Genomic DNA, 18,422 nt, shown 5'->3' with positions numbered 1-18,422 from the left:
AGGTTATTGGGCGCTGCGCGTCATACGGTCCAGAACACGCCGCCCGAACAGACTTGCCGTCAGGTTGACCAACAACTTTGCCGTGCGGCCACGTTCGTCCAGAAACGGGTTCAATTCGACAAGGTCGAGCGAATGCACCAACCCCGCCTCTTCGACCATTTCCATGATCAGATGGGCCTCGCGGAATGTCGCCCCGCCCGGAACGGTGGTGCCGACGGCGGGGGCAATCGCGGGGTCGAGAAAATCCACATCAAGACTGATGTGAAGCCACCCGTTGGCGGCCTCGACCTTGGCCAGAAATTCACGCAACGGGGCGACGATGCCGAATTCGTCAATCGCACGCATATCGTTCAGTTCAATACCTGCCGCCTGAATGGCCTTGGCCTCATGTCCATCGACAGAACGCAACCCCATCATACAGATGTTTTCGGGCGCGACCGGATGGCTCACCTCGGGAAAATACGGGGTAAAGCCCGATTGCCCTGTGTAATAGGCCACGGGCGTGCCGTGCAGATTGCCGCTTTCGGTGGTGTGGAGCGAGTGGAAATCGGGGTGGGCGTCGAGCCACAGAACAAACATCGGCCGACCTTGTTCCGCGGCGGCCCGCGCCACGCCCGTCACCGTTCCCGCCGCCAGACAATGATCCCCGCCAAGGAAAATCGGGGTGCCATCACACGCCGCGCGGTACGCCGCATCCCGTAGCGCGGATGTCCACGCCACCACTTCATCCATGTGATGAATGGCCGGATTTTCATGCGCGGGGCGGGGTTGCACGTCGGGTTTGACGTCACCGCGATCCTCGACGCGACAGCCCAGAGCGGTCAATTCTTCGGCCAGCCCTGCGGTACGCAGCGCCTCTGGTCCCATGCGGCATCCGCGTTGGCTTGCGCCCTCCTGAACGGGGGCTCCGATAAGTATACAATGTGTCACGTGCGGCATCCAATTTTGTAAGATGTTCATTTTCTTTGCTAAGTTTGGCACATATAAGTGCAATAAGTGACCACTTTGGCAAATCTTTTGCGCAAAAAGAAAGAAATGCGTTCCACTATGGATGATATCGACAAGAAACTCATCGCCCTCTTGCGGCGCAACAGCCGTGACCCCATCGCGAATCTTGCGGCGGCCCTCGGTGTCTCTCGCGCCACCGTGCGCACCCGTCTGGATAAACTGGTCAGTGCGGGCGTGATCACCGGCTTTACGCTGCGCCTGCGCGAGGATGATCTCGCACAGCCCGTGCGCGGAATTACCCTCATTAAAATCGCAGGGCATAGAACCGCACGGATCATTGCCCAACTGCACAAGATCACCGCCATTCAGGGCATCCATTCGACCAATGGAAAATGGGATTTGATCGCGGAACTGGCCAGTGAGAACCTCGCCGGTTTTGATGCCGCATTAAGTGCAATGCGCGAAATTGACGGCATTTCGGAATCCGAAACCAATCTCCTCCTGGCAACACACCATCACGGCGCCGCCGCGCGATCGGCCGACACTTTGCGGTGACACTGGGCGGTGACGACAGTCGGCGTCAGGCAGAACCACGGGGGATGACCTCGAACCCGATGTCCATAACCCGCTCATCCGTGAGATGTCCGTCAAATCGCGCCAACAAAGCCTTTGCCGCGACACGGCCAAGCGTACTGCGATCCACACGCAGGGTGGTCAGTGCGGGCGCGGTATCTGCGGCGAACGCCTGATCGCCAAACCCGATGACGGCAAAGTCCCCGGGCGCGGACAGGCCGCGAACAGCAAGCTCGGTCAAAATACCATGGGCCAAAACATCCGAGCTACAAAAAATCACTGTGCCTTTGGAAAACCCCGCCTCCACAATGTGACCAAGCGCAGCACGCCCATCGCCAAGGCTGGCCTGTGCGGCACATCCGATCCGCGCCACATCGGACCCCGTCAGAGATGCGAACCGCGCCGCAAACGCCGATTGGCGGCGCAGAGCGCGTTCCTCATCCGCGGACACCGTGACAGCGGACGTATACCCGCGCTCAACCGCGAACTGTGCGGCGGCCTGTCCTGCGGCGATGTGGGAAAACCCGACGCACAGATCAATCGGTGTTTCGGTGGTGTCCCAAATCTCGACCACGGGGATGTCCGCAGCCCTCAACATCTGTCGCGCCTTGTCGGTGTGGTGGATGCCCGTCAGGACCACCGCATCAGGGCGGCGTGACAGGTGTGCGCGGATCATGCTCTCCTCGTCTTGCGGATCAAACCCCGTCTCGGACAACAACACCTGATACCCCGAGGGGCGCAACACATCGCTAAAGGCCTGCAGCGCGGCGGCATAAACAATATTGGTAATCGACGGCACCAATGCCGAGACGAGCATGCTTTTTTGCGATGCCAAGGCCCCCGCGATGGCATTCGGCACAAAGCCTGTTGCCTCAATCGCCGCATGGATTTTTGCCAGAGTTGCGGCAGAGACTTTGGTGCGGTCCGACAGCGCACGCGACACCGTCACCTGCGACACCCCCGCCAATCGCCCGACCTCCTCCATCGTCACGCCACGCGGCGCGATGCGCCGTGAGGTATCGTCGGACCGGAGATCTGGATTGCGTTTTGTCATAGGGCCAATGTTCACAAATAGGCACCCTGCCACAAGCGCCAACTCCGGCACCCCCGCGCCTTTTTCGTGCGCCGCATCGAAACACCCTCATAGACGCACCTCACGCCGGCGCAGTCCAAACCCCTTCGAAACCATTGACCAACGCAAATGAATGCGCATACATAAGGCCAAACAGCCGCAAAACCATGTCTTTGAAAGGCACGCCATGTCCGAAACACGCCGCATCACCGCCGATCAACTGCGCTCTGCACGGTGGTTCGAACCCGACGACCTGCGCAGTTTCGGGCATCGCTCGCGCATGATGCAGTTGGGTTATTCGGACGCGGAATATCGCGGGCGACCGATCATTGGCATCCTCAACACATGGTCGGAACTCAACGCCTGTCACAGCCACTTTCCCGAGCGGGTCAAGGATGTGAAGCGTGGTGTGCTTCAGGCGGGCGGCTTTCCCGTTGAGCTGCCTGCGCTCTCGGTCGACGAGACCTTCAACAAACCGACCTCGATGCTGTACCGCAATATGCTCGCGATGGAGACGGAGGAACAGATCCGCGCCCACCCGCTTGACGGCGTGGTCCTCATGGGCGGCTGCGACAAAACCACACCGGGGTTGGTCATGGGGGCGATCACCGCGGGCATTCCGATGATCTACCTGCCTGCGGGACCGATGCTGCGCGGGCATTATGCGGGTAAAATCCTGGGATCAGGGTCGGACGCATGGAAATACTGGGACGAGCGGCGCGCGGGTCATATCAGCGACGAAGAGTGGCGCGGCGTCCAAGGCGGCATTGCGCGATCCGCCGGCACCTGTATGACCATGGGGACGGCCTCGACCATGACCGCGATCACCGATGCGATGGGTCTCACCCTACCCGGGGCATCCTCGATCCCCGCCACGGACAGCGGCCACCAACGCATGGGCGCCGATTGCGGACGCCGCATTGTCGATATGGTCTGGGAAGACCTAACCCCCGCCAAAATCGTCACCCCCGCCGCCGTGGAAAACGCCGCAAAGGTCGCGATGGCCACAGGGTGTTCGACCAATGCGGTGATCCACCTGATCGCGATGGCACGACGCGCGGGCGTGGATCTCACCCTTGATGATCTCGACGCCCTTGGCCGCATCACGCCGCTCATCGCCAATGTGCGCCCCTCGGGCAAAGACTACCTGATGGAGGATTTCTTTTACGCGGGGGGCTTGCGGGCCTTGATGAAACAAATGGAGGCGATGCTCGACACCACCTGTCTTACCGTTTCGGGAAAAACCTTGGGCGAGGGTATCGCGGATGCAAAGGTCTACAACGCCGATGTCATCCGCCCGCTCTCGAACCCCGTCTACGCCGAAGGCTCGCTGGCGCTGCTACGCGGCAATCTGTGTCCTGATGGCGCGGTGATCAAACCCGCTGCTTGTGATTCCAAATACTACACCCACCAAGGCCCCGCGCTCGTGTTCGACAGCTACCCCGAGATGAAAGCGGCGATTGACGACGAGGATCTGGATGTGACGCCCGACACGGTTCTGGTCTTGCGCAACGCGGGGCCGCAGGGCGGTCCGGGCATGCCGGAGTGGGGCATGTTGCCCATCCCCAAAGCACTGATCAAACAGGGCCACCGTGATATGCTGCGCATTTCCGACGCGCGGATGTCGGGGACATCCTATGGCGCCTGTGTGCTGCATGTGGCGCCTGAAAGCTTTGTCGGGGGGCCACTGGCGTTGCTGCAAACGGGTGACATTGTGAAACTCGACCTGCCCAACCGCCGCCTCGATATGCTTGTGGACGATGCGGAAATTGCCCGCCGTCGCGCCGCATGGACCGCGCCCGCCCCCCGCTACGAACGCGGCTACGGCTACATGTTTTCGCGCCATGTAACACAGGCCGACAAGGGCTGTGATTTCGACTACCTCGAACATGGTTTCGGGGCGCCCACGGGCGAACCCGATATTTTTTAAGGAGGCCGCCACAATGGTTTTGACTCTCGACCAAGCGCTCACGGGCATCTCCGGCATACTTGTCACGCCCTACGATGACGCGGGCGACATTGATCCCTACCGCCTCGCGCCGATCATTGACCGCGCACTGTCGGCGGGGATGCATATGCCTGTCGTCAACGGCAACACGGGCGAGTTTTACGCGCTGACCACGCAGGAAGCTTGCGCCATGGCACAGGAGGTGGTGGATATGGTTGATGGCCGCGCGCCCGTTCTGGCCGGTGTCGGACGCGGCATTCGCGACGCGGTGCAATTGGCCAAAGCCTCCGCCGCGGCGGGCGCCACCGCCCTCATGGTCCATCAGCCCCCCGACCCCTTTGTCGCGCCGCGCGGCGTGGTCGATTACCTCAACGCCATCGCAGATGCGTCAGGCGGGTTGCCGATGATGATCTACCTGCGCAACGATACCATTGGCACAGGCGCAATTGCGGATCTATGCGCCGTGCAGGGCGTCAAAGGCGTGAAATGGGCCACGCCGAACCCGATGAAACTGGCCGCAGCCAAAGCCGCCTGTGATCCGTCGATTGTCTGGGTCGGCGGGTTGGCCGAGGTCTGGGCGCCGTCCTTTTATGCCGTTGGCGCCCGCGGGTTCACCTCTGGCCTCATCAACATCTGGCCCGAGCGGTCGATGGCGATCCACGCGGCGCTCGAACGCGGTGATTACGCGCAAGCCAATGTTCTGATTGCTGCGATGGAGCCGTTTGAAAACATCCGCGCCCAGGAGATGAACGGCACCAATGTCACCGGCGTCAAGGCGGCATTGCAAGCGCTCGGGGTGGATTGCGGCCCCACACGCCCGCCTTCGGCATGGCCCCTCACACCTGCGCAAATGGCCACTATGACACAGTTTCTCAAATCCAACGCGCTCAGCTGACAAGCTCTACCGGCACGGTTGCACCTCTTGTGCCCGTGCCGGTACGTTACGGCTTGGAGCGCGCGGCGCCATGCTCCGCCCCCAAGACACGCTGCAACAGGCCGCGCAGCCGCTCTTTGAGAGTATCGAGCGCACTGAACAGTGACGGGACAAACAACAGCGACAGCATGGTCGACAACAACAGCCCGCCGATAACGGCAATGGCCATCGGCGCGCGAAACTCGCCGCCCGTACTATGCGCCAAGGCCGAGGGGATCATGCCCGCCACCATTGCAATCGTCGTCATAATAATGGGACGGGCACGTTTGTGACCCGCATCGATCATGGCCGTGGAGCGGTCCGCGCCGCCCTTGATCGCCTCAAGGGCAAATTCGACCAACATGATCGCGTTCTTGGTCACGATCCCCATCAACATCAAAAAGCCGATCACAACCGAAAGACCGATACCCGCGCCATACAGGTAGAGCGCAAAGATCGCACCACCGATGGCCAGCGGCAGCGACAACAGGATCGTGACCGGCGTCACAAAGCTGCCGAACAACAACACAAGCACAACGTAGACCAACATAATTCCTGCGGCCATGGCGACCCCGAAACTTGCGAAAATCTCGTTCATGGTTTCCGCGTCCCCTGCCGCTTGCACGGAGGTGCCTTGTGGCATGTCTTGGGCCAGTGGCAGATCGTAAATCGCCTGTGTCGCGGGGCCAAGCACCGCGCCGTGCGCCAGATCCGCCTCGATGGTGACGCGGTACCGGCGGTCATAGCGTTCAAGCGTGGTTGGCCCACTGCTCAGGCGCACATCCGCCACGGCCCCCAGCGCCACAAGCTCCCCCGTGGAGGACTGGATTTTCAACCCCGCCAGACGGGACAGGTCGTTGCGGGCCGCCTCGTTGATGCGCACACGGATCGGGATCTGTTTCTCGCCCGCGCTGAACTGTGCCAGATTGGCATCCGCATCGCCCTGCGTGGTCACGCGGATGGCATTGGCCAAGGTCGCGGCATTCACGCCAAGCTCGGCGGCGCGTTCGGGGATCGGCGTTATTTGAATTTCGGGCCGCATGAGGGCCGCCTCGGATGACACATCGCGCAGCGCCGGCAAGGTTTTCATCTGCGCCATGAACGCGGTCGCGGCCTGTGTTGCTGCCTCTTCGGTATCGCCCAGAACATTGACGGACAAGGCCCGCGCACCGTTTTCATCCAACACGAACAGGCGCACATCGGGAATGTCCGACAGGATTTCGGACAATTGTGCCGTGATCTCGTCGGCGGTGCGCTCGCGCTCGGATTTGTCACCGAAACCGATCTGGACATTGAGAGATGTGGCGGACCGCCCGTCCACAAAGACGCTTTCAACTTCGGGCACCTGACCCGCCAATTCGGTCACAGTCGATCCTGTGGCCCGCGATTGTGCGAGGGTGGACCCGGGCGGAAGTTGCACGGTGATCACCGCGCGACCTGTATCGGACGCCGGCACGAATTCGGTCGGCAAAAGCGTGGCCGAAAAGATCGAGGCCGCGAACAACAAGACACCCGCGCTCAACGTGATGGCGCGGTTGCGCAACGTCCACCGCAGAACCCGCATATAGCTGCGCATAATCAGGCCGTCTTCGGCCTCGTGCGGGACCGGATTGCTTTTGAGGACATAGGCGGCCAACATCGGCGTGATGAGGCGGGCCACCAGAAGCGAAAAGAGCACGGCCACGGCCACCGTGATCCCGAACTGTTTAAAGAATTGCCCTGCGATACCGCCCATAAAACTCACCGGCGCGAACACCGCAACAATGGTCAGGCTGATGGCGATCACCGTCATACCGATTTCATCGGCGGCTTCCTCGGCGGCCTCATAGGCGGGCCGCCCCATATGGATGTGGCGCACGATGTTTTCGATCTCGACAATCGCGTCATCCACCAGAATACCCACCACCAACGTGATGCCCAACAGGCTCACGGTGTTGAGCGAAAAGCCGAGCATATCCATCACGATAAACGTCGGGATGGCCGAGAGCGGCAGCGCGACAAAGGCCACGGCCGTTGCCCGCCAGTCCTTGAGGAACAAGAACACCACAATGATTGCCAGAATAGCGCCCTCGTAGAGCGTCGACATCGCGGCCTCATAGTTGGCCTTTGTGTAGAGTGTCGCATCATCCACCAAGGAGAATGTCTTGTCGGGATATTGCGCTTTGAGCGCCTCGATCTCTGCCTTTGCATTGTCGCCCGCAACGAGGTCACTGGCCCCTGTTGCGCGAAAAACGCCAAAGGCCACAACGGGCATTCCGTCGAACAGGGCAAAGCTGGTCGCCTCTTCGCTGCCATCGCGGACACTGCCCAGTTGCTCAAGGCGCACGATGCCTCCTGCGGGCAAACGGATCGGGGTCGCCGAGAGTGCGGCCAGGCTACTGGCGGAGCCGAGCGCACGGATGGAATAGTCCTGTCCCCCCAAGGTGCCGCGACCACCGCCCTGATCCTGATTGGTGCGCGCCAATTGCGCACTGACATCCGCGGCGGTCAGGCCGAACGCCATCAGGCGGTCGGGATCGAGGTCCACGGCAATCTCGCGCTGCGCCCCGCCCAAGCGTGTAACACGGCCCACACCGCCCGCCGTTTGCAGATCGCGTGCGACGACATCATCGACAAAGGTCGACAGTTGCTCGGCGGAACTGGTCGGGTCGGACACGGCATAGGTCAAAATCGGTGCGCCGCTAAAGTCGAGCCGCTTGACCACAGGCTCGGTGATCCCGTCGGGCATGGAGGCCCGCGCGGAGGTGATGGCGTCCTTTACATCATTGAGGGCGCGGTCGGTGTCGGTGCCGACCGCAAATTCGATGGTCAGGCTCGCGGCGCTATCACTGGCGGTGGCAGAGACATGACGCATCCCCGCGATATCGCTCACCTGTGTTTCAATCGGTTGGATGACCTGTGATGTAATCTCGGACGGGGCCGCGCCGGACAGGCCCACGGTCACATTGACCACGGGAATATCAACGTTGGGCATCTGCGTCACGGGCATCCGCGAAAAGCTGAACAACCCCGCAAGGGTCAGCGCGAGAAAGAGTGCGATCGCCGGAACAGGGTGGCGGATCGACAGGGTGGAAACGTTCATTGCTGCGCCTCCACGGCGACGGTGGCGGTGGCGGCGGCGTCCGCCGGAACAGATGCCTCAACCGGACGGATTGCGTCGCCTTCGGCAAAGAACGCGCCCGCACGGGCCACAACAACATCCCCCTCGGCCAAACCGCTCAGGACTTCGCGCCAGCCCTGCCACAGCAGACCCAAATTCACCGCGCGGCGTTCCAGAATGCCGTCTTTGACCAAGAACACATACTCGGCCACGCCATCGGTGATAATCGCGGTGCTTGGCACCGACAGGTTGGAGCGTTCCGCCACGGTCACCCATCCGCCCACAAAGACACCCGGGCGCAGGCCCTCTTGTTCTGTGACGGAAATACGCACGGTTCCCAAACGGCTGCGCGCATCGACGACAGGGGCCAACAGGCGCACGCGCCCTGTAAGGTCGGGCAATCCGGTGACGTTTAACACCGCGGGTTGGTCCACCGCCAACAGCGCCAGATCGGTTTCCGTCACATCGACCTCAACCTCCACTTCGCCGTCGCGGATCAGACGGAACATCGGCTCACCCGAGGCCGCCGCGATAGCGCCGATTTGACCGTTTCGCGCCGAAATAATACCGCGTGTCGGGGCCTTGACCTGTGCCGCCTCAAGGTTTTGTTCGGCAATTTCCAAGGCCACCTGAGCCTGTTGGCCCTGTGCGGTGGCGATGGCCACGCCGTCCCGGGCCGATTGCAACGCAGCTTGCGCCGTGCGCTCGGCGGCCTCGGCATCATCCAGTGCGGCCTTGGTCGCAGCACCACTCGTGCGCAAACTTCGGGTGCGACCGAGTGCTTGGGCCGCCTGCGTCAATGCCGTCTCTGCGGAGGACACCTGACTTGACGCCTGACGAATGGCCGCGTCGGACCGCAGCAGTTCGGCGCGGGCTTGCGAGACCTTTTGGGTCAGCTCGCGTGCATCCAGAACCGCAAGAACATCCCCCGCCTCGACATGATCACCGATATCCGCATTCAATCCCGTAACGGCATAGCCACTGGCATCGGGGTAGACCAAGACCTCCTGACGGGCGACGAGACTGCCCGAGATCGGCACACGCTGTACCATATCGCGAACGGCAACGCGGTCCGTTGTCACCGCCGCAAGCGCCTCATTCTCCATATCGCTTTGCGCATAAGCCACAGGGATGCTTACCGAAAGCAATGACAGGGCAACGACAAGCCCCCCCAGTCGGGCAGCACGAAGGGGACACAGGCGGCTCATCAACATTTTGAACTCCATAGCGAGGTGAAACAGTATCGTTCACTCCAGAGTAAACATACATAAGGCGCAGCGGCACACCTGTCAATAATCGTTCAGCCTTGAGTGAACGGCGCGAATATTATACCGTGAAGGGGAAAACAGAATGGACCGCCATGACAGACCGGATTGCCACAGCCAAAAACGCCTTTGTTGATCTCATAGGCCACGCAAACGAAGCCGAGGGCGCAACCCGCATCTCGGGGCGCATTATGGGGATTTTAATCTTTGAGGGCCGCGCCATGTCGTTTGGCGAATTGGCAACCGCATTGGGCGTCAGCCGCGGCAGCATCAGCACCAACACCCGCAGCCTGGTCGCTCGCGGGATTATCACGCGGCGCAATATTGACGGGGAACGACAGGATTATTTCGAAGTGTCCGACACGCATTCGGTCACAATGCTACGCGACATCAGTGCGCGACTGGCAGCCACGGCCACCAAGATTTCACAAATTGCACAGACTTTGCCACGGGATGCGGCCCCGCAACAGACGCGCCTACAACGCTTCGCCGATTTTCATATGACGGTTTCAGATGCGATTTTGACCGCATCCACGGACGTTGCCGCCCAAAAAGGCGAGGATCCCTAATCCGGCGCCCCGATAGGCCTGTGTCCGGACACGCGGCCACGGGGGCGCATTCGCCGGCCAAATCCGCGATCAAGTCTTGTCGCGTGCGGCTTTCTCTTCCTTGGTCAGCTTGTTGTTCCAGACATTCTTGCTCAGGCCAAGCTCGCTCGGGAACGGCTTTGTCTTACCAACGCTGACCTTGCCCCCCTTGTTCAGATATTCCTGAATGAGGGCGTCATCGGTGTTTTTCTTGGGAACTTGTTTCATGCGGCCATCCGTACCTGTTCCCGGGTGGGTTTGTCACGCCCCTTTTGGGTTTGTGGCGAACTGCGTGACATTTCCCCGATCTCCGGCCGCCTAAACGCTCATTGTCGCCTGAACGGCCTTTTGCCACGCCCCGTATTTCACGGTGCGTTCATCGTCGCTTAACACAGGCAGAAACTGTTTTTCCAACGCCCAACTTTTGGCAAAGGTTGCCTGGTCGGGATAAATGCCCGCGTGCATCCCCGCAAGCCACGCCACACCAAGCGCCGTGGTCTCCTGGATTTTCGGGCGGTCCACGGGGGCGGCGATAATATCGGAGAGGAATTGCATCGCCCAGTCACTGGCCGACATGCCGCCATCCACACGCAGGGTCGGTTGCACACCCTCGGCCTTCCAGTCGGCGGACATGGCCTCCAAAAGATCACGGGTCTGGAAACCGACGCTTTCAAGAGCTGCCTTGGCCAGTTCGGCGGGACCGGATCCACGGGTCAGGCCGAACATCGCACCACGACATTCCGCGTTCCAATAGGGCGCACCAAGCCCGACAAAGGCAGGCACCATGATGACGTTCTGATGTGGGTCGGCTTGCTCGGCGAGGCTTTGGGTCTCGGAGGCCGATTTGATGATTTGCAGCTCGTCCCGCAACCATTGCACCACCGCACCGGCGATAAAAATGGATCCCTCAAGCGCGTAGGTCGGTTTGCCGTCAAGCTGATAGGCGATGGTGGTCAGAAGGTTGTTTTTCGAGGTGACGGGAGTGTCACCTGTATTGAGAAGCGCAAAACACCCCGTGCCATAGGTGGATTTCAACATTCCCGGTTCGAAACAGGCCTGACCGACGGTGGCGGCCTGTTGATCGCCCGCGACACCGCAGATCGGGATTTCCTTGCCAAACAGGTCGGCGCGGCTCATGCCGAAATCGGCGGCGCAATCCTTGACCTCGGGCAGCATCTCCATCGGGATATCCAACAGATCGCAAATCGTGCGGCTCCACCGCCCTTTGCGAATGTCATACATCATGGTCCGCGCGGCATTGGTGGCGTCCGTGGCATGAACCGCCCCGTTGGTGAGTTTCCAGATCAGGAAACTGTCAACGGTGCCGAACAACAGCTCGCCGTTTCTGGCCCGCGCCCGTGCGCCCTCAACATGATCGAGAACCCATTTGAGTTTCGTTCCCGAAAAATAGGGATCAAGCAACAGTCCCGTGCGGTCGTTGATCATCTGCGCATGACCCGCCTCGCGCAGCCGATGGCAATAGTCGGCGGTACGGCGATCCTGCCACACGATGGCGTTATAAATGGGTTGCCCCGTGGCCTTGTCCCACACAACCACAGTTTCGCGTTGGTTGGTGATGCCAATTGCGGCGATGTCGGAGGAGGAAATGCCCGCGCGCTCAATGGCCTCGCGACAGGTTCCGGCGGTTGTGACCCAGAGGTCATTGGGGTCGTGTTCGACCCACCCCGATTGCGGATAATGCTGTGCGAACTCTTCTTGCGCTTGGGCGACAGGTTCCATCGCGGCGTTGAACAAAATCGCGCGGGACGATGTTGTTCCCTGATCAATCGCAAGAACATAAGTCATGGGCGGCCTCGTATCATTGGGGGCGTGGGGCGGATGATGGGGCAAGCCATTATACTGGCCACCGCACAGGTGTCCGCGTGTCGTTTGGCGCAGCCTAGGGGATGCGCACACAGATTTTCAAGTGAAAGATCGAAAGGCGTTCGGGGCCGGTTGCGCGGCCCCGAACTCATAGGCTTACTGCCAGGATTTGATCAGCTCGTCATAAGCGATCGTTTGTGGCTCTTCGTCTTCGTTGGCCAGTTTGGCTTTTGGCGAACCAGGTTGATCGAGCCAGTAGGACGGATCGCTTTCCTCGTTCATCTTTGGACCAAACTCACCCTGAACGCCGGCGCGCTCAAGACGGATCAGGACTTTTTCCTGATCTTCGCACAGCGCATCGAGTGCTTCCTGAGGTGTTTTTGCACCGGACATTGCGTCGCCGATGTTCTGCCACCACAGCTGTGCCAGTTTTGGATAGTCAGGAACGTTGGTGCCGGTTGGCGACCACTGAACCCGTGCAGGCGAGCGGTAGAACTCGACCAGACCACCCAATTTAGGCGCACGCTCTGTGAAGCTTTCGTGCTGGATCGTCGATTCACGAATGAAGGTCAAACCAACGTGGCTTTTCTTCACATCGACGGTCTTGGATGTCACGAACTGTGCGTAAAGCCATGCGGCCTGCGCACGATCCACGGGGGTGGATTCCATCAGGGTCCAGGAACCGGCATCTTGGTAGCCGATTTTTGTCCCTTCGGTCCAATATGCACCGTGTGGCGAGGGGGCCATGCGCCATTTTGGCGTGCCGTCTTCGTTCATCACAGGCAGATCAGGCTCTACGGACGCCGCGGTAAAGGCGGTGTACCAGAACATCTGTTGCGCGACGTTGCCCTGAGCAGGAATCGGGCCTGCTTCGGAGAAGGTCATACCGGCAGCGGCAGGCGGGGAGTATTTTTCCAGCCATTCGATTGCCTTGGTCACAGCGTAAACCGCTGCGGGGCCGTTGGTGGCACCGCCACGTGCGACACACGAACCAACAGGTTGGGAGTTTTCGTTCACGCGAATACCCCATTCGTCGACGGGCAGACCGTTTGGTTCACCCACGTCTCCGGCACCGGCCATGGACAGCCACGCATCGGTGTAGCGCCATCCCAAGGACGGGTCTTTTTTGCCGTAGTCCATGTTGCCGAACACTTCGCCCTCAACACCCAAACGCGACAGGTCGCGGCCGGTAAAGAATTCCGCGATGTCCTCATAGGCAGTCCAGTTCACAGGCACGCCAAGGTCATACCCGTACTTCGCCTTGAAGTCCGCTTTGTTCTGTTCGTCGTTGAACCAATCGTACCGGAACCAGTACAAGTTCGCGAACTGTTGGTCGGGAAGTTGGTAGATTTTCCCGTCAGGACCGGTCGTGAACGACAGGCCGATGAAGTCTTCCAGATCGATATTTGGGTTGGTTACCGCAGCACCCTCGCCCGACATCCAGTCGGTCAGGTTGCGCGCTTGCTGATAGCGCCAGTGGGTGCCGATCAGGTCGGAGTCGTTGATATAGGCGTCATAGATGTTTTCGCCCGACTGCATTTGTGTTTGCAGTTTCTCGACAACATCGCCCTCACCGATCAGGTCGTGGGTGACCTTGATCCCTGTGATGGCCTCGAATGCGGGGGCCAGCACGTTTGCTTCGTATTCGTGGGTGCCGATGGTTTCGGACACAACATTGATGGCCATCCCTTCGAATGGTTTGGCGGCATCGATAAAGAATTGCATCTCGGCCTCTTGGCCCGCGCGGTCAAGCACGGACAGATCACCGATTTCGGCGTCCAGGAATGCCTTTGCGGCATTCATGTCTGCGAACGCAGGTGCGGCAAACATACAAGCTGCCAGACCAAGCGCGGTCGTTCCTTTTAGTCGCAAGTTCATGGTGTTCCTCCCTTAATAAGAACATTTCAGGCTGTCGGGCTCTTGCGTGGCCCGATGCCACCTCCCTTTAAACCCAGCGGAAAACCGCGATGGCGTAAAGGAAAGATACGATCAACGCGCCCCATTGGGGGGCGTCGAGTAGTCCGAGCCAGGCCAGATTGATAAAGGCCGAGCCCAACAGCGTGATGAACAACCGGTCACCACGTGTTGTTTCGATCCGAAGGATGCCGTTGCGTGGCGCTTCGGGGTATTTGATCGCGAGGATCGTAAAGACGACCAATGTCATCGCGATGATCATAAAGAAGGCTGCTGTGGGCCAGGTCCAAGCCATCCAATCCATGATTTAATCTCCTGCTTTTTGTCTTACACGCGACCGAGGGCAAAACCCTTGGCGATGTAGTTGCGGACAAAGTAGATCACCAACGCGCCCGGCACGATTGTGAGCACACCTGCGGCGGCGAGCACGCCCCAATCGATCCCTGCGGCTCCGACGGTACGGGTCATCGTGGCGGCGATCGGCTTGGCATCAACACTGGTCAGTGTGCGGCTGAGCAACAGCTCGACCCAACTGAACATGAACAAGAAGAACGCCGTCACACCGATCCCCGAGGCCACAAGCGGCGTGAAGATCCGGATAAAGAACCGCGAGAACGAATAGCCATCGATATAGGCCGTCTCGTCGATCTCCTTGGGAACACCGCGCATGAACCCCTCAAGGATCCAGACCGCCAGTGGCACGTTGAACAAGCAGTGCGCCAAGGCCACGGCAATGTGGGTATCGAACAGGCCGACCGAGCTATAGAGTTGAAAGAACGGCAGCGCGAACACGGCGGGCGGAGCCATACGGTTGGTCAGCAACCAAAAGAACAGGTGCTTGTCCCCCAGAAAGGTGTAGCGGCTGAACGCGTAGGCCGCAGGCAGCGCCACCGCCAGAGAAATCACCATGTTCATCACGACATAGGCCATCGAGTTGAGATAGCCCGTATACCACGACGCATCGGTCAGGATGGTCTTGTAGTTGGCAAAAGTCAGATCGGCGGGCCACAGCGTGAAACTGTTGAGGATCTCGGTATTGGTTTTGAGGCTCATGTTGAGCAGCCAGTAGATCGGCAGCAACAAGAACAACAGATAGAGGCCCATCACGATGGCACTGCCGTTGAATTTCGACAGGCCAAAGCCGCCTTTGTTTACGATATCAGACATCAGTGGCCATCCCTTTTATCGAGGTTCGTCATCACGGTGTAGAACACGTATGAGATCAACAGGATCACGAGGTAATACATGATCGAGAAGGCCGCAGCGGGTCCAAGATCAAATTGTCCAAGTGCCATTTTCACCAGATCAATCGAGAGCAATGTGGTCGAGTTGCCTGGTCCGCCGCCCGTTACCACAAACGGCTCGGTATAGATCATAAAGCTGTCCATAAAGCGCAGCAGGATTGCGATCATCAACACGCCCATCATCTTGGGCAGCTCGATAAAGCGGAACACTTTCCACCGGCTCGCCTGATCGATCTTGGCCGCCTGATAGTAGGCATCAGGGATGGATTGCAGACCGGCGTAGGCCAACAGGGCAACCAGTGAGGTCCAGTGCCAGACATCCATCACAACAATGGTGATCCACGCGGCATAGAAATCCTGAGTATAGTTGTAATCGATCCCCAGCGCGTCGAGCGTGTAGCCGAGCAGACCGATATCGACGCGGCCGAAAATCTGCCAAATCGTGCCAACAACGTTCCACGGGATCAGCAGCGGCAATGACATCAAAATAAGACAGAGCGACGCCCAAAACCCGCTTTTGGGCATATTGAGGGCCACGAAAACACCAAGCGGGATTTCAATCGCGAGAATGATGGTCGAGAACGCAATTTGACGGCCAAGCGCATCCCACATCCGTTCGGACGACAGCATTTCCTTGAACCAGTCGAGGCCCGCCCAGAAGAACTGGTTGTTCCCGAAGGTATCCTGAACGGAATAGTTCACAACGGTCATCAACGGAATGACGGCGGAAAAGGCCACGAGCAACAACACGGGCAGAATGAGGAACCAAGCCTTTTGATTTACGGTCTTATTCATGGCGAAGTCCTTGCGTCAAAGGGGAATGCGGGCGGGTTGGGATCATGTTCATGTCAATTCTCCTGCGGCGGCACGCGCCAACTGTCGGAGTAGACATTGATCCCCGCCGGATCGAAGACGATGCGGTTCATATCGGGCGAAATCGATGCGCCCTCTGGTGCAATCACGTTGATCTCGGAGCCGTGGAAATCGACGCGCACGATCTTGTGGCGCCCCACATCCTCGACCCGTTTAATTGTCACGGGCAGCCCCTCAGGCCCCGCGGACAGCGATGTAAATTCGGGGCGCACCCCGACCTCGACCTTGCCCGATGGCGTGCCGTAACCTTTGCCGAGTGTGATCTGGTGACCCTCGATCACAGCAGTGTCACCACTCACATGCGCATCCACCACGTTCATGCCGGGCGAGCCGATAAAGTAGCCCACAAAGGTGTGCTGCGGGGTCTCGAACAACTCTTGTGGCGTCCCCATTTGCACAACGCGCCCATCGTACATCACCACAACCTTGTCGGCGAATGTAAGCGCCTCGGTCTGGTCGTGGGTCACGTAAATCATCGTGTGACCGAACTCGTGGTGCAGCGATTTCAACTGCGTGCGCAATTCCCATTTCATATGCGGGTCGATCACGGTCAGCGGCTCGTCAAACAACAAGGCATTGACGTCTTCGCGCACCATGCCGCGCCCCAGTGAAATCTTTTGCTTGGCATCCGCCGTCAGCCCGCGCGCCTTGCGGTCGAGCATGGCCTCCATGCCGATCATCGCCGCGATCTGTTGCACGCGGTCGCGCACATAATGGACATCGGCCCCGCGGTTGCGCAGCGGGAAGGCAAGGTTATCGCGCACGGTCATCGTGTCATAGACCACCGGAAACTGGAACACTTGCGCAATGTTGCGCTGTGTCGTCGGCGCATTCGTCACATCACGGTCGTTGAACAGGATGCGTCCCTGACTTGGGTGCAACAGCCCCGAAATGATATTGAGCAAGGTGGATTTGCCACAGCCCGACGAGCCGAGCAACGCATAGGCCTCGCCGTCCACCCAATCGTGGTTCAGCTCTTTGAGCGCGAAATCGTCTTCGCCCTTTGGGTTGGGCAGATAGGAGTGCGCCAGATTGTCGAGGGTAATTTTTGCCATGATACTGTCCCTCACGCCGCCGTTGCATAGGCAGCAGAGGCAATAGCGGCGCCGTCTTCTGCAAAGATGTAGACGTGTTTCGGATCGAGATAGACGGTCAAAGACGCGCCTATGTCCAACTGTCGTACGCCGTGGATCAGACCGACCCATTTTTCGCCATGGTGATCAAGATGCACAAAGGTCTCGGAGCCTGTGATCTCGGTCACTTGCAGCTTGCCCGTGAACTCCAATGCGCCGGGGGCATGGTGTTCAAGTTCGAGGTGGTTCGGGCGGAACCCCGCGATATAGGCCCCATCGGCAAGGTCCGCGAACACGCCGTTCGCCGGTGCGGCCTGACCATCCCCGAACAAAAGACTCCCGCCAGACTTGCGGATATTGAGAAAATTCATCGGTGGGTCGGAGAACACCCGTGCGGTCGTGGCATCGGTCGGTTGACGATAAACCGTGGGCGTTGGCCCGAACTGCGTGATCTTGCCCTCCCACATCGCCGCCGTATTGCCGCCAAGCAAAAGCGCCTCTTCGGGTTCGGTGGTCGCATAGACAAAGATCGAACCGGCCTCCTCGAAAATACGGGGAATTTCAGCCCGCAACTCTTCGCGCAGTTTGTAATCAAGGTTGGCGAGCGGCTCATCGAGCAACACCAGACCCGCGTCCTTGACCAAGGCCCGCGCAAGTGCACAGCGTTGCTGTTGCCCACCGGACAGCTCGAGCGGCTTGCGCTCAAGCATCCCGGACAACTTCATAAGGTCGGCGGCCTTTTTCACCGCCGCGTCAACTTCGGCGGGCGTTTTTCCGAGCAGGCGCATCGGGCTTGCGATATTGTCATAGACCGTCATCGAGGGGTAGTTGATGAACTGTTGGTACACCATCGCAACACCGCGATCCTGAACCCGCATTCCCGTTACGTCCTGACCGTTCCAGATCACTTTGCCGGTGTTTGGCACGTCAAGCCCCGCCATCAGACGCATCAGCGAGGTTTTTCCCGCCGACGTTGGGCCAAGCAGCACATTCATGGTGCCCGCCTGTAGCTCCAAATCGGTCTGGTAGATGTGTGTCTGGCCGTTAACGACCTTGGACACACCGTCCAAAATAAGTGACATGTCTCT

16 protein-coding genes are annotated in these 18,422 nt (G+C 59.5%); 4 read left to right on the top strand and 12 right to left on the bottom strand.

Translation table 11 applies throughout. From position 1 onward, the window contains the following. Nucleotides 1-3: 3 nt before the first annotated feature. Nucleotides 4-930, bottom strand: coding sequence for an arginase (rocF, locus tag ACN0Q0_RS08220; protein WP_417242908.1), 927 nt, complete (start codon nt 928-930; stop codon nt 4-6). A gap of 117 nt (nt 931-1,047) precedes the next feature. Here rocF and ACN0Q0_RS08215 point away from each other — a divergent pair, with 117 nt between their 5' ends. Beyond that, nucleotides 1,048-1,503, top strand: a complete 456-nt coding sequence (locus tag ACN0Q0_RS08215; protein ID WP_417242907.1) for an Lrp/AsnC family transcriptional regulator — start codon at nt 1,048-1,050, stop codon at nt 1,501-1,503. A 25-nt stretch (nt 1,504-1,528) separates the two neighbouring features. Here the strand turns inward: ACN0Q0_RS08215 and ACN0Q0_RS08210 are convergent, their stop codons facing one another. Then, nucleotides 1,529-2,575, bottom strand: coding sequence for a LacI family DNA-binding transcriptional regulator (locus ACN0Q0_RS08210; protein WP_417242906.1), 1,047 nt, complete (start codon nt 2,573-2,575; stop codon nt 1,529-1,531). A 205-nt stretch (nt 2,576-2,780) separates the two neighbouring features. Here ACN0Q0_RS08210 and araD point away from each other — a divergent pair, with 205 nt between their 5' ends. Both araD and ACN0Q0_RS08200 read left to right on the top strand, forming a co-directional pair. Continuing rightward, nucleotides 2,781-4,523: an L-arabinonate dehydratase gene (gene araD, locus ACN0Q0_RS08205; protein WP_417242905.1), complete on the top strand. Its 1,743-nt coding sequence runs from the start codon at nt 2,781-2,783 to the stop codon at nt 4,521-4,523. A 13-nt stretch (nt 4,524-4,536) separates the two neighbouring features. After that, entirely contained in the window at nt 4,537-5,436 is a 900-nt protein-coding gene (locus ACN0Q0_RS08200) for a dihydrodipicolinate synthase family protein (protein WP_417242904.1), read from the top strand. A gap of 46 nt (nt 5,437-5,482) precedes the next feature. On the opposite strand, the gene ACN0Q0_RS08195 is transcribed toward ACN0Q0_RS08200, so the two are convergent. Both ACN0Q0_RS08195 and ACN0Q0_RS08190 read right to left on the bottom strand, forming a co-directional pair. Next, entirely contained in the window at nt 5,483-8,536 is a 3,054-nt protein-coding gene (locus ACN0Q0_RS08195) for an efflux RND transporter permease subunit (RefSeq protein ID WP_417242903.1), read from the bottom strand. After that, complete coding sequence (locus ACN0Q0_RS08190) at nt 8,533-9,768, bottom strand: efflux RND transporter periplasmic adaptor subunit (RefSeq protein ID WP_417242902.1); 1,236 nt, start codon at nt 9,766-9,768, stop codon at nt 8,533-8,535. The genes ACN0Q0_RS08195 and ACN0Q0_RS08190 overlap by 4 nt, the downstream gene beginning before the upstream one ends. Before the next feature lie 146 nt (nt 9,769-9,914). Here ACN0Q0_RS08190 and ACN0Q0_RS08185 point away from each other — a divergent pair, with 146 nt between their 5' ends. After that, on the top strand, nt 9,915-10,388 hold the full coding sequence (locus ACN0Q0_RS08185; protein WP_417242901.1) for a GbsR/MarR family transcriptional regulator: 474 nt from the start codon (nt 9,915-9,917) through the stop codon (nt 10,386-10,388). Between the two features lie 69 nt (nt 10,389-10,457). On the opposite strand, the gene ACN0Q0_RS08180 is transcribed toward ACN0Q0_RS08185, so the two are convergent. The 8 genes from ACN0Q0_RS08180 to ACN0Q0_RS08145 form a co-directional block, all read right to left on the bottom strand. Then, nucleotides 10,458-10,634: a hypothetical protein gene (locus ACN0Q0_RS08180; RefSeq protein WP_417242900.1), complete on the bottom strand. Its 177-nt coding sequence runs from the start codon at nt 10,632-10,634 to the stop codon at nt 10,458-10,460. 90 nt (nt 10,635-10,724) lie between these two features. Next, the gene (gene glpK, locus ACN0Q0_RS08175; RefSeq protein WP_417242899.1) at nt 10,725-12,212 is read right to left on the bottom strand and encodes a glycerol kinase GlpK; all 1,488 of its coding nucleotides are present in this window, start codon (nt 12,210-12,212) and stop codon (nt 10,725-10,727) included. 174 nt (nt 12,213-12,386) lie between these two features. Further along, nucleotides 12,387-14,108: an ABC transporter substrate-binding protein gene (locus tag ACN0Q0_RS08170; RefSeq protein WP_417242898.1), complete on the bottom strand. Its 1,722-nt coding sequence runs from the start codon at nt 14,106-14,108 to the stop codon at nt 12,387-12,389. Nucleotides 14,109-14,175: 67 nt separating this feature from the next. Then, nucleotides 14,176-14,448, bottom strand: a complete 273-nt coding sequence (locus tag ACN0Q0_RS08165; protein ID WP_417242897.1) for a DUF2160 domain-containing protein — start codon at nt 14,446-14,448, stop codon at nt 14,176-14,178. A gap of 23 nt (nt 14,449-14,471) precedes the next feature. Next, nucleotides 14,472-15,311 (bottom strand): carbohydrate ABC transporter permease, encoded by an 840-nt coding sequence (locus tag ACN0Q0_RS08160; protein WP_417242896.1) that lies wholly within the window; start codon nt 15,309-15,311, stop codon nt 14,472-14,474. Further along, nucleotides 15,311-16,183 carry a carbohydrate ABC transporter permease gene (locus ACN0Q0_RS08155; protein ID WP_417242895.1) on the bottom strand — a complete coding sequence of 291 codons (873 nt, stop codon included), beginning with the start codon at nt 16,181-16,183 and terminating at the stop codon, nt 15,311-15,313. The genes ACN0Q0_RS08160 and ACN0Q0_RS08155 overlap by 1 nt, the downstream gene beginning before the upstream one ends. A gap of 53 nt (nt 16,184-16,236) precedes the next feature. Next, a complete protein-coding gene (locus ACN0Q0_RS08150; protein WP_417242894.1) occupies nt 16,237-17,316 on the bottom strand; it encodes an ABC transporter ATP-binding protein in 1,080 nt (359 codons plus the stop codon). 11 nt (nt 17,317-17,327) lie between these two features. After that, nucleotides 17,328-18,416, bottom strand: coding sequence for an ABC transporter ATP-binding protein (locus ACN0Q0_RS08145; RefSeq protein WP_417242893.1), 1,089 nt, complete (start codon nt 18,414-18,416; stop codon nt 17,328-17,330). Nucleotides 18,417-18,422 lie beyond the last annotated feature (6 nt).

The organism is Celeribacter sp. (genome assembly GCF_048259695.1).
Lineage (GTDB): Bacteria > Pseudomonadota > Alphaproteobacteria > Rhodobacterales > Rhodobacteraceae > Celeribacter.
Note: the sequence above shows the minus strand (reverse complement) of the source record. Positions and strands in the feature narration are given on the sequence as shown.

Coding starts and splice junctions, on each gene's coding strand:
- ACN0Q0_RS08150 (WP_417242894.1), bottom strand. CDS start 17,316: ATGGCAAAAATTACCCTCGACAATCTGGCGCACTCCTATCTGCCCAAC.
- ACN0Q0_RS08170 (WP_417242898.1), bottom strand. CDS start 14,108: ATGAACTTGCGACTAAAAGGAACGACCGCGCTTGGTCTGGCAGCTTGT.
- ACN0Q0_RS08195 (WP_417242903.1), bottom strand. CDS start 8,536: ATGAACGTTTCCACCCTGTCGATCCGCCACCCTGTTCCGGCGATCGCA.
- ACN0Q0_RS08215 (WP_417242907.1), top strand. CDS start 1,048: ATGGATGATATCGACAAGAAACTCATCGCCCTCTTGCGGCGCAACAGC.
- ACN0Q0_RS08155 (WP_417242895.1), bottom strand. CDS start 16,183: ATGAATAAGACCGTAAATCAAAAGGCTTGGTTCCTCATTCTGCCCGTG.
- glpK (WP_417242899.1), bottom strand. CDS start 12,212: ATGACTTATGTTCTTGCGATTGATCAGGGAACAACATCGTCCCGCGCG.
- ACN0Q0_RS08180 (WP_417242900.1), bottom strand. CDS start 10,634: ATGAAACAAGTTCCCAAGAAAAACACCGATGACGCCCTCATTCAGGAA.
- araD (WP_417242905.1), top strand. CDS start 2,781: ATGTCCGAAACACGCCGCATCACCGCCGATCAACTGCGCTCTGCACGG.
- ACN0Q0_RS08200 (WP_417242904.1), top strand. CDS start 4,537: ATGGTTTTGACTCTCGACCAAGCGCTCACGGGCATCTCCGGCATACTT.
- ACN0Q0_RS08185 (WP_417242901.1), top strand. CDS start 9,915: ATGACAGACCGGATTGCCACAGCCAAAAACGCCTTTGTTGATCTCATA.
- ACN0Q0_RS08190 (WP_417242902.1), bottom strand. CDS start 9,768: ATGTTGATGAGCCGCCTGTGTCCCCTTCGTGCTGCCCGACTGGGGGGG.
- ACN0Q0_RS08165 (WP_417242897.1), bottom strand. CDS start 14,448: ATGGATTGGATGGCTTGGACCTGGCCCACAGCAGCCTTCTTTATGATC.
- ACN0Q0_RS08210 (WP_417242906.1), bottom strand. CDS start 2,575: ATGACAAAACGCAATCCAGATCTCCGGTCCGACGATACCTCACGGCGC.
- ACN0Q0_RS08160 (WP_417242896.1), bottom strand. CDS start 15,311: ATGTCTGATATCGTAAACAAAGGCGGCTTTGGCCTGTCGAAATTCAAC.
- ACN0Q0_RS08145 (WP_417242893.1), bottom strand. CDS start 18,416: ATGTCACTTATTTTGGACGGTGTGTCCAAGGTCGTTAACGGCCAGACA.